Source organism: Maridesulfovibrio spiralis (SeqCode), assembly GCF_048571135.1.
Classification (GTDB): domain Bacteria; phylum Desulfobacterota; class Desulfovibrionia; order Desulfovibrionales; family Desulfovibrionaceae; genus Maridesulfovibrio; species Maridesulfovibrio spiralis.
The window spans coordinates 988,584-1,004,684 of sequence record NZ_CP182344.1 but is presented as its reverse complement, the minus strand read 5'-3'; the positions used below and the strand labels follow the sequence as shown (position 1 = coordinate 1,004,684).

The window sequence follows — 16,101 nt, the reverse complement described above, 5'->3', positions numbered from 1 at the left end:
ATCCATGCAAACAGTAATTCTCTGTGGTGGGCTTGGTACCCGGCTTCGTGAGGAAACAGAATTTCGCCCGAAACCCATGGTGCGCATCGGTCCCAAGCCGATATTATGGCACATCATGAAGATCTATGCTGCATACGGGCATACCGATTTTGTCCTGCCGCTAGGGTACAAAGGGGAGATGATCCGAGATTTTTTTGTCAATTACGAATGGGTGAACAATGACATTACCATAGAGCTGGGAAAAGCAACCAGTTTTTGCCAGCACAACTGCCACGAGGAATCCGGTTGGAAGATTACCCTTTCCGATACCGGACCCAAAGCTCTTAAGGGCGGTCGCATTAAGCGTATTGAAAAATACATTGAGGGCGATACATTTATGCTTACCTACGGTGATGGCGTGGCGAATGTTGATATCAACTCTCTTATTGAGTTTCATAAGAAGCACGGAAGAATGGCTACCTTGACCGGGGTAAATCCGATGGCTCGCTTTGGTGAACTGAAAATAGAGGGTGATACGGTCCGTTCTTTCCATGAAAAACCAGACACGACAAGTTCGGAATCCCTGATTAACGGTGGTTTTTTTGTTTTTAATAGGGAAATATTTGATTTCCTTGAAGACAGCGATAATTGCGATCTCGAATATGGTTTGCTTGATAGGCTTGCAAACGAAGGTGAGCTTATGGTTCGGCCCCATGAAGGTTTCTGGGCCTGTATGGACACCTTAAGGGATACAGAGCATCTCAACGGTATCTGGGATAGCGGTAATGTGCCTTGGAAAGTCTGGTAGACTTTTTATTTTCATCTGACTGATTTAAAAATATTATTGAGGCGAAAATTTTATGAAAATCCTGCTTACTGGTAATATGGGGTATATCGGCCCATGCGTTGAGAAACAGCTTTTATCTGCCATGCCCGGAGTGGAGCTGGTCGGTTTGGATCTGGGATACTTTGCCCACTGCCTCACTCATGCCCATGTGCTTCCTGAGACCCGTATCAATAGCCAGCTTTTCATGGATGTCCGTTCCATTCCCGATGAAGTTTTTGCCGGGGTTGATACGGTCATTCACCTCGCAGCGATCTCCAATGATCCTATGGGTAATTTTTTCGAAGAACCGACTGTTGAAATTAACGCCGACGCTACTGAAAGAGTAGCTCTTGCCGCCAAGAAAGCAGGCGTGAAAAATTTTGTATATGCCTCCAGTTGCAGTATGTACGGTTCTTCCGGTAGCGAGGCCCGCACCGAGGAGGCCGAACTCAACCCCCTTACAGCTTATGCCCGTTCCAAGGTTTTTTCTGAAGAAGTTATCAGCATGCTTGCGGATGATAATTTCATAGTCACCAGCCTGCGTTTTGCAACAGCCTGCGGGATGAGTGAGCGGCTGCGTCTTGATCTGGTTCTCAATGATTTTGTGGCCGGTGCTGTGGTTGATAAGAAAGTCACCATCCTTTCAGATGGAACCCCCTGGAGACCGTTGATTACTGTTACAGATATGGCCCGGGCCATTGAATGGGCTGCCGTGCGGCCTTTGGATAACGGTGGCTCCTTTGTTGCCGTGAATGCGGGCAGTGACGCATGGAATTATCAGGTGAAAGATCTGGCTGAAGCTGTCGCGGATGTTATCGGCGGGGTGGATGTTTCCATTAACTCTGACGCAGCACCGGATAAGCGTTCTTACAGCGTTGACTTCAGCAGGTTTGCGAAGTTGGCCCCTGATCATCAGCCGGTTTCTACTTTGGAAGGAACAATCAAAGAGCTTTATGAGGGTCTGTGCGCCATGAATTTTCAGGAAAGCAATTTTCGCGATACATGGTACATGCGTCTTAAGGTGCTGCGCGAACATGTTGAAAACGATCGCCTTAATTCCCGATTGTCTTGGAATAAATAACCTGCGGATTAGAAAATATCCGTTCCATGAGACGGTAGGTTAGATGCTTTTTCAGTCGTTGCCCTTAGCCGGGGCGTATAAAATAGATGTCGAACCATTTTCGGATCACCGAGGTTCTTTTGCGCGCCTTTTCTGCGTAAAAGAGCTTAAGGAAATCGGGCTTACTAAAAATCTGCGCCAGATTAATTTTTCCAGCACAGTGAAAGCCGGTGCTGTTCGCGGGATGCATTATCAAAAACCTCCTCATGCAGAAGTCAAGATTGTCCGTTGCATACGGGGAAAAGTTTTTGATGTTCTTGTGGATTTGAGGTCAGATTCTCCTACTTTTTTGCATTGGCATGGAGAAATACTAAGCAGGGAGAATATGCGGGCCGTGTATATTCCTGAAGGTTTTGCTCATGGTTTTCAGGTTCTCGAACCGGAATCTGAGTTGATTTATTTCCACACTGCTGATTATGCTCCCGGATTTGAAGGAGCTGTCCTTTATGATGATCCGCGCATCGGCATAGAGTGGCCTCTTGAGTTTACGGATATTTCTGAACGTGATTTGCAACATCCACTTATTGATGATGATTTCAAAGGAATAATGTTATGAAGTGCCGTCATTGTAATACTGATTTATCTGAAGTTTTTATCGATATGGGGGTTCATCCTCCCTCCAATTCATTTCTTTCCCCTGAGCAGTTGAAAGAACCGGAAGCCAGGTTTCCCCTTTGTGTCTATGTCTGTTCAAATTGTTTTCTGGTCCAGATTGATGAACTCAAAAAAACGGAAGAGATTTTTGATCAGGACTATGTCTATTTTTCTTCCTTTTCGTCTTCATGGCTTAATCATGCGCGCCTATATACCGAGATGGCCATAGATCGTTTTAAGCTGGACTCAGAGTCAATTGTCGTTGAAGTTGCTTCCAACGATGGCTATCTCCTTCAATACATGAAGGAAAATAACATCCCCTGTTATGGTATTGAACCTTCTTTGGCTACAGCTGATGCGGCTAGGGAAAAAGGCATTGATTCCATCAATGAATTTTTCGGTGTAGAGCTGGCGGAAAGAATTGTAGCAGACAGAGGCCGGGTTGATCTGCTTATAGGTAATAATGTTTTAGCCCATGTCCCGGATATAAATGACTTCATCAAGGGAATTGAGATTTTAGTGAAAGATGGCGGGGTTGCTACTCTGGAATTCCCGCACCTGATGCGGCTGGTTGATGAATGCCAGTTCGACACCATCTATCACGAGCACTTTTCCTATCTTTCCCTCGGGACTGTGATCCGCATGTTTGCGAGTGTCGGGCTGCGGGTGTTTGATGTAGAGGAATTGCCCACTCATGGTGGTTCGCTGAGAGTTTTTGCCTGCCATGATGATAATCCTGTTTCCACAACAGATGCTGTTATGGAGCTGCTTGCCCGTGAAGAGTCAAAGGGGCTTAAGTCCCTTGAGTACTATGCTTCATTTCAGGAGAAGGCGGACCGTGTAAAAGAAGGGTTGTTGGATTTCCTGAAAGAGCAGAAGGCCAATGGTAAGCGTGTTGCCGCCTACGGGGCTGCCGCAAAGGGGAATACCCTGCTTAATTATTGCGATATCGAAGAAGGTCTTATCGAATTCTGTGTTGATGCCTCGCCACATAAACAGGGGCTGTTTATGCCGGGTACCCATATCCCGGTTCTGGCTCCAGAGGCATTGAAAGAAAAACAGCCTGACTACGTGCTGATACTTCCATGGAATATCAAAAAAGAAATAATGTCACAGCATAATTATATTGAATCTTGGGGCGGGAAATTTGTAATAGCGATACCAGTATTGGAAATCAAATAAAGAAACAGATAATCAAAAAAACAGGCATGCTCCTATGAAAGATAGGGGTATGCCTGTTTTTTGGGTTATCTGAAATGTTGTATCAGAGACGCTCTTTAATATTCATCCTTTTCGAGCCATCTTGCGCGTTTTGTCCGGTCTTTAAGCAGCATTTCCGTGACTTCGTCTTTATCATGTTTGGCAAGTACCTTGATCACGTTACCTAGAGAATTCCCGGAGAGAGCTTTGCTCTTGGCTACGCTTTTGCCCATAGCCCGCATGTGCTGAAATTGGATGAATCCGTTAAAGACAATGTCATAGCCCATGAGCTTGCTGCGCAGGTGGTGTTCAATATCCACGCACTGGCATGGGGAAAGGGCAATGTCGAATAGACCTACCTTATCGAGAAATGCTTTGGTGTCGTATATGTGCAGGCAGCCGATTACATGGTCAACCAGATCAATGAAGTCAAACTGTCCCAGGTCCAGTGCCGGACTGCTGTTGGTCATGCCCAGTTCATAGTTTTCGAATTTCACAATGTTGCGCACTCCGGCATGGACAACCGGAGGAAGGCCGGGGTCAAGGGATTTGCCTCCCACGGCAACAGCATTGGGAAAAAGCTCTGCCGTTTTAAGCATATCAATCAGCCAGTTCCCGGGCACCTGAACCAAATCATCGTCACCGATGGCAATATAGTCCGACTCGCTGTGGTCGTATTTGGTCAGCAGCCAGTTATGCCCTGCGGGACGCCCGACGTTGGTGGGCAGGCGTTCCATATGTACGGGGATATGGTCCGGGAAAAATTTGACAGCTTCCTGAATGCGCTCCCAGGTACTATCGCTTGAGCCATTGTCCGCGATGTATACAGCATAATTATCGTAGTTGGTTTTCGCCAGTTCTTTGAAAGCTCGTGCCAGTTCTTTTTCTCTGTTGTAGCAGAGGATGATCAGGTGCACGCGTGGATTACCGGACAAGGGCTCGGCAAGTTTGGGCAGCAGCTGTAGTGCTTTGAGCTTTAGGTTCTTTTCATTGTCGTCTTCGATGAGGTTAATAAGTTTGCCAGCCAGCTCCAGATCGCCTTTACGCATGGCCGCTGCGCTTTGCATGCTGATTAGTTGTGGATGGTTTGCATGCGGTGATGCAAGGACCTGATTGTATTCACCAAGCATAAGCAGATCAGCAAGAGCAAGAAGCTGTTCCTCATTGGGAGGAGTTGGTTTGTCATCAATTACGGGAGCTTGCTCAGCCTGATTTTCGGGTAAGGCTATCTGTCTTGCCCTTTCTTCGTATTGTGCGGCTTTCTCTATGTTTCCTGAGTCCTTGTAGCGTTTTGCAAGGCGTAGCATGGATTCGTATTCAGGGTTGCCTGTTCTTTGTTGTTCCTGCGCAGATGCGAAGTTGCCTGCTGAGACAAGTAATTTCTGTTCCCCTTTTTTTACGGTAGGGAGTTTGGACCATTCTCTTTCCCATCTTGGAAGAAAATCATCGATTTTAGCATGTTTGCTTTGCAGGTAACGCCATGAGAGAGCTTGTTTATGCCGCTTTAGGTCTAGGGCTTCCTTGGAAGCAGTATAGTCATGGTTGATAATGGGTAACGGGGAGTAGAGCATCAGTTGCGGATGTGGAAAATTTTTCAGAAGGCGGTAGCTTAGTTCAATGCCGCCATGGCCGAATTTAATGTTGTCATCCCAGCCGCCAACTTTGAAAAAAGCTTCGGTGGAGACACTCATGTTTCCTTCCAGGTCTGAAAAACGCGGGAAGGCCTTGTCTCCGAGAACATAATGTTTGGCTTTTCCATTGAGCGGAGAATCTGTTTTAGGAAGGCAGATTCCACGTATCAAAATAGCTTCGTATCTGGAATTTTCTTCTATATGCGCACTTACAAAATCATGAGCAGGAACGGCATCATCGTCTATAAAAATGAGTAGTGGGGAATTGCTGTAAACTGACCCTACGTTACGGGCGAAATAGGCTCCGGTGTTGCGCTGCAGGCGGATATATGTATCGGAAAGTGTGCGTGCAGCCTTGCCATATGGTGTTTGTGAATTGTTATCTACGAAAATAAGTTCAAAAGGTGCATCCTGGCTTTTTAGTTTTTCTAAAGTGTCAATGGATTCTTGTTTTATATTGTGCGAGATAACAACAATGCTTGCCTTGAGTGTCTGCTGTTCATTCGTGGGCCGTTTTATGGATTCAATTTCATCAATATATTTTTCGTAGCGGTCGTCCCAACGGATTTGGTGCAATTTATTTTTCAGCAGGTTTTTCTCTTCTTTGAGAATCATGTCTTTCTCCCTGGCTGCATTCGAATTGAAGTATGCCGCAGGCAAGCTGTTAGCGGTTTTGTGATTATGAAATAGTCACAATATTAGTATATGTTATTTTAAATAAATACTTTTGTAGTTGGCGAAAGTCAATATGAAGAACTGCCCCTAGAATGTGCTGGAGTTGGTTGGGCATGGCTTTTTGTGTATGCCGTTGGACGATTTGGGGCAGGGTGGAATGTTCAGTTTGAAGGGAATAACTCTTGAAATTAGCCTTTGCTGACAATATGATGCCGATATTAATGAATTAAATCTATGTTCTAGCTTAGAGCTGGATAGGTAGTCCTTGGTCGTCTTTAATAATGTAAAGTGTTGGGGCATTTGTTGCTGGCCTGTATATAAAAAATTTAATGGAGTATTATATGGATTTATCGATACCAGTATCAATATTGATTCCTGTTTATAATGAAGGCGAACATATTGAGATGTTACTTAAAAGTTGTGTGGCTCAGAATGTACGGGAAATATTTATTGGAGACAATTGCTCGACTGATGCAACAGAAAGTATTTGTAGAAAGTATGCAGAAAAATATTCATGCATAAAATATATTAGGCATTCTGAGAATAAAGGTCCTTCCTTTAATTATTGGCATCTATTAAAAAATTCATCATGCCGTTATGTGGCGGTTACCGGAGGCCATGATTTTTATATAAGTAAAGACCATTTTAAAAAATTATATACCCTTTGCAAAGCGAACCCGGATGCTTCCGGGGCTTATTCATCTGCTAAGTACTTCGGTGGCGATAATAATGTAACAGGAGGATATGATTACTACTATGCCCACTATTTAGAAAGTGATGATTCTTTTGAAAGAATTAAAGGACTGATGGGAAATTTGACCGATGGTACAATTTTATATGGTGTATATAAGAAGCACAATATACTAGGTATTGGAGAGGCCACTAATTATGGTGGAGTAACAGATTTGTTGTGGCTTGGTTACCACCTTTTAGATGGAAAACTTTTATATGCTTCCGACATTGCCTTTGGACGTAGAATGTTTGAAAGAACTGCGGCCCAGAAATATGATTGGTATAATGAAGTATATGGTACAGATGATTTTCCCGGTTTTTGGCTCAAACAGGCAATGATCTTGGTCAAGATGTTAGATGTTGGTCCTGATAAAACGCAGTTGCTAAGAATTATGGCTATGCGGAAGTATGAAGAGATTCGTGCCCGCTATGATTCCAGATACGACAGTCAGGAGTAAATTTTACCCAACCTCCAGCACCATACGCTCCACCACCGGAGCCTCGCGTTTGCGCGAAATATAGTAGACCGCAATAAGCTGACCCTTGTCGTTAACGGCCAGATCGCCGTAACCGCCGTGGAAACGTCCGCCCTTGTACCATGCAAGTGTCTGCGGATGGCTCCATGTTTTGCCGCCGTCTTCGGAGCAGGTCAGGGCTACCCTGCATTTCCTGCTCTTGCGGACCATGCCCCGGTAAATAGCCAGCACCCTTCCGTCCGGCAGAATTTTCAGGCTGGGGGCCTCTCCGTACAGCCCGATGGGGTCGGGCGCGGACCAGGTCTTTCCATCATCATCCGAATAAGCTTTAAACAGTCCGTCCAGACAGGGTTGCTGGCGGATCAGGGCCAGAATGCGCCCGTCCGGCAGACGGGCGATTGATGTCTCATTCAGACGGTATTCCGGAATTGATTCGTAAATGTATGACTGCCCGGAAATTTCACCGCTTTCAGGATTAAAATGGAAAGTGCCGCACCCGGGACCGTTGTAGAAAGTCCCGATAAATGTATTTCCATCGTCTTGCGCGGGAATGAAATGCCCGAATGATGCCCATTCCCCGCCGGGAGGATCAAGCGGCATGCGCTCCGGGAAAGTCCTTCCTCCATCGGTGCTCAAGGAAAAATAGTTGCGCCGTAAATGTGAAGTGTGGGTGCGTGAGATGAGCAGGACCCTGCCCTTGCCTAGGTGGGTGAGCAGGGCGTCGTGTTCGTTGGTCTGTTCGGCAGCATGGCTGATGACCAGTTCCGGGCGTTCGAAATTTATGCCGCCGTCAGTGGAGCGGGTAGTGTAGATATCCCCGGCCATGCCGTGATCCATGACCTGCCGCAGATCATCGCTGATATTAACCGCCCTGCGGAAACCGACCAGCAGATCGCCGTCCACATCGGTGATGGTCGGGAATGACTGGTAGCCGTCCCATTCTTCCGGGGTTATTCGCTTGGTATCAACGATTGAAACTGAGAGTCTGGGCCGTTTGGCTGCCATAGCTATTCTCCGGGAATCGGTTTGATGCTGAAACCGGTGCTGAAGTTGAATTTTGGGTCGGGACCGCATCCGCGTAGACTGGTCTCATCCATTTCTTGCATAGAGAAAAATACGCGCACAAAAGGAGAGGGTACGGCCTGTCTGCATTTGATCATGCCCACGAAACCGTGCTCCGCATAGAGCGGGCTGATTTCAAGAGCTCTTTCCGCGCCGCCGAGCACTACCTTTGAGCCCGTCATACCCAACCCCTGTGAGGCCGAGACCGCAAAAGAAATATTGTCACTGTGATCGAAAGTCAGGCCGCCCAGCGAGAAACGTTCTTCATTCCCGCCGTTGCAGGTGGAATAGTAGAGGCGGTCCGGGTCCATGTCCGCAGTCAGCAGGGTGACATGCCCGATACGGGCGAACCCCGGCGGTCTGCAATCCATTACAAAACGGTAGAGGATGTCGATCTGTTCTTTGTTTTTGTGGATGCGCACGGCCTTATCAAGCATGCCCTGATACAGGCCGATGGAGCAGGATACGCTGATGAAGTCGTCAGTCTCGTCGATGAGCGGGGTTATCCGTGCCAGATCGGTATCCTTGGGGATTCCCGGCCCTTCCATGATGATGTGCCCGGAAAAGAAATCCGCGCCGAGGTCGATTTCTTCAAAGTAACCGTGACCGAGAGTTCCGAAGGCTGGAATATTGTCATGGGATTGGAAAGCTGCTTCCTGCACAGCCAGTCCTTTGGCGGTGTTCAGGATTATGCTCGCGTTTTGCGTTTCAAGCTTGAGCATGCGGTCTTGTCTCTTGGGCGGAATGCCGCAGACCTGAAAGTCCGGTTCCCGAACCGCCGCTTTACTGGCAAAGGTCAGTTTCTCCAGCTTATCCAAGGCTTCGCCGTAGCGTTTCTCTGTGATGTGGGTGCGCAGGTCGCTGGACCAGCAGAAGCAGAGTTCCCGCCAGAGGTCTTCGGTTGCGGATGAAAAAGGAAATTTTTGTTCCAGCTTATGGCAGATTGCCCGGCACAGGGAGTTCAGCTGGAAGTCATCACGCCCGCTCAGTGCCCAGCGGGTGATGTTGTACTTGCTCTGTTTCTTGACGGGGATAGGCTGGCTGGCAGAGCTAAGCTCAAGTTCGTTGCCGCCATGCTTATGCTCAAGTCCCTTGAGGACCTGACTGGGCAGTTGAAATTCATGACCACGCTGCTGCATGGTTTTGAATACCTGCCGCATAAGTTTCCATTCACTTTCAGCTTCCTGCACGGCTTCGCTTTTGTAGCGGCGGGGGCGGAAATCGAAAATTTCAGCATCATTGCCGTAGATGGGCAGCCAGCCGTCAGCAGTGCCGAGGGACTCCACATAATTGAGATATTCGTCCAGCTCTAACTCCCGGTGGGCGAACCGCTGTAATTTCTGGAAGACCATTGAGCGGCTCCAGATTACCGGGATTGATTCACCGTTTGTCCCTTTGGCACGTTGCGGGAAATGCTGGATATGGTCGGGCCAGTCGGCATAGCGGGCCGGGTTGTCATAATCCATGAAGACCGCTTTATATCCGGCTTCCAGATAATGGGCTGCCATGCCCGCGGACCATGCCTGCTCGTTGACCAGTGCAATTCGGGGGACTGTGTCCAGTATCTCTTTTCCTCTTTGCATGCCCAGTGTGAGATTGGCTTTGTTTAATGCAGGAGGCACAAGTGGACCGATAATCTGTCCGTATCCACTGCCGATGAATTCTGTCCTGCCTTTGCCGAGCAGTTTTTTGAAATTTGCAATCCACCCGGGATCGAGGTCGCGGATGATCTCAAGGGTTATGCCGGAAGCTTCAATACCCAGCGGAAAACCTTCTTCTATCAAATACAGAAGCGGCCAGTAGCAACGTTTGATGACTTCGCTGCGGCTTTCTTCCGGGATGGAGGAAAACATGAGGTTGAGGTGAAATATGGCGAAGATTTTCATGGCGGCCTATCCTGTGATGATCTTGATTGCCTCTACAGCAGCCTTCACTCTGGTAATTGCTTCTTCGCGGGTGTCGGCTCTTGCCATGACGACTCCGGCCCGTGCGGGATGGCTGGTGGCCGGGGAAATTGTTTGGCCAACGGCGGTGCGGATTTCAACCATGCTGATTCCATCCATGGCCTTGGCTTCTTCCACCCCTTCAATGGCCAGCACTCTGCCCGGTTTGGGGAAAAGGTAACGCTGGGCTACTCCTCTCTGAAAGGAGGGGGTCAGATCTTCTGCACCGGGAGTTTCCCCAAGGGCCAGCCGGATTGCCGCGCCGACGAAGTCCACCCCGGTATTCCAAGGAATTTCGTGGGAACAGAAATAGCCGCCGGAAAGGCGGGCCGCCATTTCAATCACGTATGGTTTGCCTTCATGCACTACCATATCACCTTTGAACATGGAATCCGCAATGCCCAGTGCCATAGCCGCTCGTCCTGAAAGATCTTTGATCGCAGCCTGTGTGTCCTGATCCAGAAACGATGGCAGGTCTCCGCCGTTCTCGATTATATTCGGGGCAAAGCGATCCAGAAATTCATAGTTGCGGTCCGAGAATCCTGGACAGAAGGGCTGTCCGCCGACCACAAAACCTTCCGTGCTGATCTGGGGACCGTCGAGGTGCTTCTCGACCATTACCCGCCCGGACGGAGATTCATTTTTTGCGCATTCAAAAGCCCCGCGGGGATCAGGCATATCAACCGATCCATAAACCAGCCGCAGGACTCCGCGCGCGCCACGGCTGTCCACGGGCTTGATGACCAGTGTTTCCCGCCGTTCATCAATAATTTCGACCAGTTCTTCGGCGTTGAAAATTTCTTTATACCAAGGGATGGGGATACCGCTTTCTTTGAAGCGGTCCTTCATGGCTTTTTTGTCTGTTGCCAAGCGGGCCGTTTCGCTGCTGACCGCAGTCAGCCCGAATTGTTCAGCCACAGCGGCAACTGTTCCGGGAGCATCAACGGCCGCGCAGATGACACCCTGCGGCTTGCCGCCCTTTATTGACCACTTGGTCAGGGCGGCAACCGTAATTTCCGGGGTGTAGACACAACCTATAACCGACTCATGGGCATAGGCGAAACCGGGAGCCTGCGGGTTGGCGTCCACCGCCAGTACATGCAGTCCCATTTCTTCAGCCCTTTGCAGAACAGGAATAGATTCCAGTCCGGCTCCGATTACGATCAATGTCTTTTTCATATCATTTATGACGGTCTATAGTGCTTAGCGGCGAAGCCTTAATAAAAGGTTTTGGGATTCTTAAACCCTTTTGCAAAAGGGTTTAAGCCGCCGGAGGCATACTCTTTCATTCTTAAAAGCGCGAAGCGCATCCAAATTTAAACAGGTTTGCGGCAGACCATGAAGGTGTTCTGCCCTTTGGGATCATCGGGGAAGACAATGCGGCCCTGCTTGATGCCTGTGGTCTGCATGATTTCAAAATGTTCGGAACACAATCCTTGGATCTCCTGTAGGGAGAATTCATGCAGGTGCTGGGAGTTGACCGGAATATGTCCGAGGCTGTTCTGGGGCGTACTGAGGATGAGCATCCCGCCCGGCTTGAGCACCCGCTCCATTTCCTTGAAATACGGCCCGGGATTGACGTGCTCCACAGTTTCGAAACTGGTGATGGCGTCAAAGTGTCCGTCTTCGAAACCCAGCGAGGTTACATCCCCGGTCTGGAAGGTGATGTTATCGAAATACTTGCCGGACGAAGCCTTGCGCACGGTCTCGATATCAAGATCGGCGGCAACTACTTTCTGTGCTTTTCCGGCGAGGATGCGTGCGCCGTAACCGGGCCCGCACGCACAGTCCAGAACACAGGCTTCGGGGCCGATGTGATCAAGGGCCAGTTCATAATGAAAGGTAAGCTGATCCCCGGCACTGATTCCCTTGTGCTGGCCCACATTCATGTTTCCGGCCACATAAACCTGTTCGGCGGTTTCGCGGCATTGTTTGAGCCACTGTTCACTAACCGCAGGTCCGGCAACATGGGCACATTTGAATTCGTCGCTTTCATTGAACATGAAAAATTTGGGATGGACCCGGAAAGGGGCGTCGTTGGACCGCTCGTCCAGCAGGGAGAGCACTCTTTTCAGTGCTGACAGCCTGTAGATATCAGCTGTAAGCTGGATGGGGAAATCGTCTTCGGTTTTGATGCAATCAAGACCGTCTTTTTCCGCTTTTTCAAACATGGTCCGGGCGTGATCTGCCAGCCAGCCGAAATGCAGCCCGTCGGCCCGGATGAAAAGGGTATCGTCCTCTGTGTCATCAAGAGCAGCGATCATGCGCTCCAAAGGGCTTTCATCGTAGCCGTAGTATACGGAAACCTTCTGCTCCGGGAACATTTCCGGTATTTCATCCAGCCTGCCGCCTCGGTCAAATTCAGGGGCGATGATACGTATATCCGCTTCAGGAAATTCTTTGAGCGCACTTTCAATGGTCAGGGCAACCACCGGGCGGTCGTCCACTTCGTTCATGCACCAGTCCGGTGCTCCGCTCCATGCTCTCGATGCCGCTTGTACAAGAATAATCGGATTATCCATCAGCTTCCTTCCAGTTTAAAGAGTTCGTCCGCATGTTGGAGCAGGAAATGAGTACTTATGGGAGTCTCAAGCCGTGAATTATAGTCTGAAACCCCAAGGCATGAACGGTATCGGGACTGCAACTCCATCTGTTTACCCGTTGAGTGCCACTCTCCGCTGATGCGTGAATGCATTTCCTTAATTGCTTCCAGAAGTTCTTCTTCAGTATTGTCGATAACCTCAAAATCGGAATCTGCAAAGTTTTCAATGGCCCATTTACTGATTCCGAGGGTAATTATTTCAGGAACGCTTAAAATTTGTCCGTTTGATTTTGAGCGGACCAGTTTAAACAAAGCCAGATCTTCCGGGGAGCAGTACTCGATAATTTCCAGCCGTGCGACATTGACCCGCAGGCAGGGAATACGGAAAATATTGGCTATATGCATGGGACCGCTCTGGACACCGATAAAAAATCTGCAACTTGCGGGCAGGTAGATGTCCATGAAGTCATTCTGTCTGCCGCTGCAGGCATAATCCACGTAGTTGGGATGATCTATTTCAAGCGGCTCCTGTACGATGCTGCCAATCCTGATGACGTTATAGCCCAGCCGCAAAAGCTCCTCAGCCCCGGACCGGAAAGTGGAAATATCCATGTTGCGGGGTTCCTGCATGTCTCCGTCGCTTTCGGGCATGGTCTGTTGCAGGAAGGCAGAATCGCGGCCCAACAGGCAGACGTGCGGCTTTTCAGGATCAAGTCCCAAGGCCCGAAGCTCGTTCCTGCCCTGTTCCTGTTCTGCGCTGCTAAAGCCGACATGGGTATCGGTCTGCTGGATCAGGCATTCATAATCGCGGGCAAAGGATTTGGCGCGGGTGTTTAAAAGCAGCTCATGCTTATGGCTGAGATTGAATATTCTGACCGCTTCCAGAAGATGGCTGTGCCATGTGCGGATGCGCATCTTCCGGGCAAAAAGCCGACCCAGTGTCCTGTTGGCAACCTGCCCGTCCTTGAAGCAGAACAGGTCGAGATAGCCGTCATGGCGGCCCAGCTCTTTCTCGGAAAGGTAAAGCTCGCAATCAAGGGCCAGATGTCCGAGACGGGAGGAGTATATTTCAGAAACGCGGATGTTTTTGAAAAGGGAACTTGCCTTGAGCAGCAGGGCCAGTGAGCCGAGAAAAGCCCATTTGGCGATTTCCTTGAGCGGCCTCGAACGCAGTCTTTGATCTGCCGGGGTAACGGTATTCCTGACGCAGGTCTTGATGTCCGGCTTGTAGAAATTCGTGAAAAAGGAAGCCGCCCGGACCACGTTGTCATGATCATAGCTCAGGCCGCAGACGATGATTATTTCGTGCGGCCTGAAGGAGAGTATTGCTTTCAGCAGGGGCGGGAAAAAAGGGTGGAATGTGCCGGAAAAGAAAATGGTTTTTTCTCCATCAAAAGCACCCCTGTCCCGCTCCGGAAGCAGGAGTACTGCCTCCGCTTGGTCGCGGTCTACCTGATCAAGGTAGTCCCTGATGTGGCATTGCTGGGCAGTGCCGATGATGAGCAGCCGTTTACGGTCAACCATTTTACCCCGCTATTTGCGTTTCAGGACCTTGCGAACCGCAGCAGCGATATCTTCGGGCATCAGTCCATATTCACGGGCCAGATCTTCCGGTTCGCCGGAGCTTCCGAAAACATCATTGATGGCGACACGTTCCACGGGAACAGGATGGTTCTCGCAGACAATCTCCATGATTGCACCGCCGAGTCCGCCGTATTTGTTGTGGTCTTCGCAGCTGACAACGGCTCCTGTCTCTTTGGCGGCCTTGATGACCGCTTCTTCATCCATGGGCTTCAGCCAGCTCATATTCAGCACGCGGCAGGAGATACCTTCGGCGGCAAGCTGCTTGGCGGCTGCTACGGCCCGGTGAACCATGACTCCGACAGCCATGATGGTGCAGTCTTTGCCTTCGGCAAGCCGTTGGGCTTTGCCCGGTTCGAATTTTGAGTCTGCATCAAAAACATCCGGCAGGGGGCTGCGTCCGGTGCGCAGGTAGAGCGGCCCGTGGTTATCCAGAATGTGGGGCAGCACTGCGCGCAGTTCATGCTGGTCAGCCGGGGAGACAACGGTCATGTTGGGAATGGCCCGGTATATTGAAATATCCTCAAGAGCCTGATGGGTGGCTCCGTCCGGTCCCACATCAAGCCCTAAGTGGCTGGCCGCGATCTTAACATTGAAATCCGGGTAGGCGATGGAGTTGCGGGCCTGTTCCAGCGCACGCATGGAAGCAAAGACCGCGTAGCAGGTCACAATGGGAATAATTCCCGATTCTGCCAGCCCCGCAGCCATGGAAAACATATTCTGTTCCGCAATGGCGCACTGGATGAAGCGTTCAGGGTAAGCTTCTCGGAAATGGTATGTTCCGGTTCCCCCGGCAACATCGGCATCAAGGACTACGAAATCGTCACGGACGGCGGCAAGTTCCACAAGGGCCTTGCCGAAAGCATCGCGCATATTTTCCATTATTCAAGTCCTCCGCATCCGCATTCACGCAAAGCGCATTCCCGTTCCTCCCCGGTGGGGCAGAGGCTGCCGTGCCATTTGGGGACGTTTTCCATGTATGAAATCCCTTTGCCTTTGACCGTGTGGGCAATGATCATGGTCGGTTTGCCCGCAGTTGTCCGCGCCCGGTAGAAGGCGTTTTCAATCTCATGGAAGTCGTGCCCGTTGATTTCAATGACCTGCCAGCCGAAAGCCTTGAATTTGTCGTTCAAAGGTTCAAGGGCGGTGATGTTTTCGTTGAGGTCGTCGCTTTGAAATTTGTTGTAATCCACAACGGCAACGATGTTGTCCAGCTTGTGGTGCGCGCCGAACATACAGCCTTCCCAGATCTGGCCTTCGTTCAGTTCCCCGTCGCCGAGCAGGACGTAGGTGCGGTTGTCGCGTTTGGCCCGTTTTGCTCCCAGCGCGCAGCCAAGTGCGAAAGAAAAACCCTGCCCCAGTGAGCCGGAGTTGAATTCCACTCCCGGCGTCTTGATCCGGTCCGGGTGGCCTTGCAGGATGCCGTCGGCGTGGCGCAGTTTCTTGAATTCATCCTTTGAGAAGAAACCTTTTTCCGCCAGTGCGGCGTAGAGGGTCAGGCAGGAGTGGCCTTTGGAAAGGATGAAGCGGTCCCTGTCGGGATCAGTCATGTTTTCAGGGCTGAATTTCATTTCGCGGTCAAAGAGCCAGCTGACGATTTCCACACAGGAAAGGGAACCGCCCGGATGCCCGGACCCGGCATAGCAGTTCATGGTGATGATCGATTTACGCAGTTCGGCGGCGAAATTTTCAAGTTCCGTATAGGCGGGCTGGTCCATGTCTTTGGTCTGATTCATTGTC

The 16,101-nt window shown here is 49.8% G+C and carries 13 protein-coding genes; 5 read left to right on the top strand and 8 right to left on the bottom strand.

All coding sequences use genetic code 11. The features are described from left to right. Nucleotides 1–4: 4 nt before the first annotated feature. From rfbF to ACNI29_RS04500, 4 genes are read left to right on the top strand one after another with little or no spacing between them, the layout of a single operon-like run. Nucleotides 5–787 (top strand): glucose-1-phosphate cytidylyltransferase, encoded by a 783-nt coding sequence (gene rfbF / locus ACNI29_RS04515; RefSeq protein WP_419780994.1) that lies wholly within the window; start codon nt 5–7, stop codon nt 785–787. Nucleotides 788–839: 52 nt separating this feature from the next. Beyond that, a complete protein-coding gene (locus tag ACNI29_RS04510) occupies nt 840–1,886 on the top strand; it encodes an NAD-dependent epimerase/dehydratase family protein (RefSeq protein WP_419780993.1) in 1,047 nt (348 codons plus the stop codon). Between the two features lie 43 nt (nt 1,887–1,929). Further along, nucleotides 1,930–2,481: a dTDP-4-dehydrorhamnose 3,5-epimerase gene (gene rfbC, locus ACNI29_RS04505; RefSeq protein WP_419780992.1), complete on the top strand. Its 552-nt coding sequence runs from the start codon at nt 1,930–1,932 to the stop codon at nt 2,479–2,481. Further along, nucleotides 2,478–3,701 carry a methyltransferase domain-containing protein gene (locus tag ACNI29_RS04500; protein ID WP_419780991.1) on the top strand — a complete coding sequence of 408 codons (1,224 nt, stop codon included), beginning with the start codon at nt 2,478–2,480 and terminating at the stop codon, nt 3,699–3,701. The genes rfbC and ACNI29_RS04500 overlap by 4 nt, the downstream gene beginning before the upstream one ends. Nucleotides 3,702–3,796: 95 nt before the next feature. On the opposite strand, the gene ACNI29_RS04495 is transcribed toward ACNI29_RS04500, so the two are convergent. Beyond that, nucleotides 3,797–5,965 carry a glycosyltransferase family 2 protein gene (locus ACNI29_RS04495; RefSeq protein WP_419780990.1) on the bottom strand — a complete coding sequence of 723 codons (2,169 nt, stop codon included), beginning with the start codon at nt 5,963–5,965 and terminating at the stop codon, nt 3,797–3,799. Nucleotides 5,966–6,366: 401 nt separating this feature from the next. Here ACNI29_RS04495 and ACNI29_RS04490 point away from each other — a divergent pair, with 401 nt between their 5' ends. Then, complete coding sequence (locus ACNI29_RS04490) at nt 6,367–7,215, top strand: glycosyltransferase family 2 protein (protein ID WP_419780989.1); 849 nt, start codon at nt 6,367–6,369, stop codon at nt 7,213–7,215. 3 nt (nt 7,216–7,218) lie between these two features. On the opposite strand, the gene ACNI29_RS04485 is transcribed toward ACNI29_RS04490, so the two are convergent. The 7 genes from ACNI29_RS04485 to ACNI29_RS04455 form a co-directional block, all read right to left on the bottom strand. Then, complete coding sequence (locus ACNI29_RS04485; protein WP_419780988.1) at nt 7,219–8,238, bottom strand: sialidase family protein; 1,020 nt, start codon at nt 8,236–8,238, stop codon at nt 7,219–7,221. A 2-nt stretch (nt 8,239–8,240) separates the two neighbouring features. Then, complete coding sequence (locus ACNI29_RS04480) at nt 8,241–10,181, bottom strand: glycoside hydrolase (protein ID WP_419780987.1); 1,941 nt, start codon at nt 10,179–10,181, stop codon at nt 8,241–8,243. A gap of 6 nt (nt 10,182–10,187) precedes the next feature. Next, nucleotides 10,188–11,417: an ATP-grasp domain-containing protein gene (locus ACNI29_RS04475; RefSeq protein WP_419780986.1), complete on the bottom strand. Its 1,230-nt coding sequence runs from the start codon at nt 11,415–11,417 to the stop codon at nt 10,188–10,190. Nucleotides 11,418–11,554: 137 nt separating this feature from the next. Continuing rightward, nucleotides 11,555–12,760, bottom strand: a complete 1,206-nt coding sequence (locus tag ACNI29_RS04470; protein WP_419780985.1) for a methyltransferase domain-containing protein — start codon at nt 12,758–12,760, stop codon at nt 11,555–11,557. Further along, a complete protein-coding gene (locus ACNI29_RS04465) occupies nt 12,760–14,304 on the bottom strand; it encodes a TIGR04372 family glycosyltransferase (protein ID WP_419780984.1) in 1,545 nt (514 codons plus the stop codon). The genes ACNI29_RS04470 and ACNI29_RS04465 overlap by 1 nt, the downstream gene beginning before the upstream one ends. A gap of 9 nt (nt 14,305–14,313) precedes the next feature. Next, nucleotides 14,314–15,243, bottom strand: a complete 930-nt coding sequence (locus ACNI29_RS04460) for a transketolase family protein (RefSeq protein ID WP_419780983.1) — start codon at nt 15,241–15,243, stop codon at nt 14,314–14,316. Then, nucleotides 15,243–16,097, bottom strand: a complete 855-nt coding sequence (locus ACNI29_RS04455; protein ID WP_419780982.1) for a transketolase — start codon at nt 16,095–16,097, stop codon at nt 15,243–15,245. The genes ACNI29_RS04460 and ACNI29_RS04455 overlap by 1 nt, the downstream gene beginning before the upstream one ends. Between the last annotated feature and the right edge of the window lie 4 nt (nt 16,098–16,101).